This window comes from Methylophaga sp. UBA1464 (genome assembly GCF_002325665.1).
In the GTDB taxonomy this organism is placed as follows: domain Bacteria; phylum Pseudomonadota; class Gammaproteobacteria; order Nitrosococcales; family Methylophagaceae; genus Methylophaga.
The window spans coordinates 1-482 of the sequence record NZ_DCSO01000060.1 but is presented as its reverse complement, the minus strand read 5'-3'; the positions used below and the strand labels follow the sequence as shown (position 1 = coordinate 482).

Annotated in this window: 1 protein-coding gene; it reads left to right on the top strand. The window is 46.7% G+C overall.

Features of this window, described 5'->3' with window-relative positions; all coding sequences use genetic code 11:
- Positions 1-438 (top strand): efflux RND transporter permease subunit (locus tag B3O33_RS07400; protein ID WP_292363308.1); only part of this gene is annotated, 438 nt, incomplete at its 5' end.
- Between the last annotated feature and the right edge of the window lie 44 nt (positions 439-482).

Sequence of the window (482 nt, the reverse complement as noted above, 5' to 3'; positions counted from 1 at the left end):
ATTATTCTGTTAAGCGTTCCGTTTGCTGCGATTGGTGTAGCACTGGGAATTTATTGGATCGATCTGCCACTCTCCATGCCAATTTGGTTAGGTACGATTATGCTGATTGGCATTGTGGTCAATAACGCGATATTACTGGTGAACTATATTGAGCTTGAACGACGACACAACAACAACTTAACCGAAGCCGTCGTTGAAGCCGTGCGACTGCGGTTGCGTCCGATATTAATGACCACATTGAGTACGGTCATGGGGATGCTGCCACTGGCGATTGGTTTTGGGGAAGGTTCTGAAATGTTGCAGCCACTGGCGATAGCCGTAGTATGGGGATTAAGCTTTTCGATGATGGTCAGTTTACTGCTGGTTCCTCTGGTATATCACCTGTTTCACTCGATTAGAGATCGAAACACACTTGATAACCAGGCAGCTTTAACTTAGAGGGAAAGGTCTACCAAATAAATGGCGGAGCGGACGGGACTCGA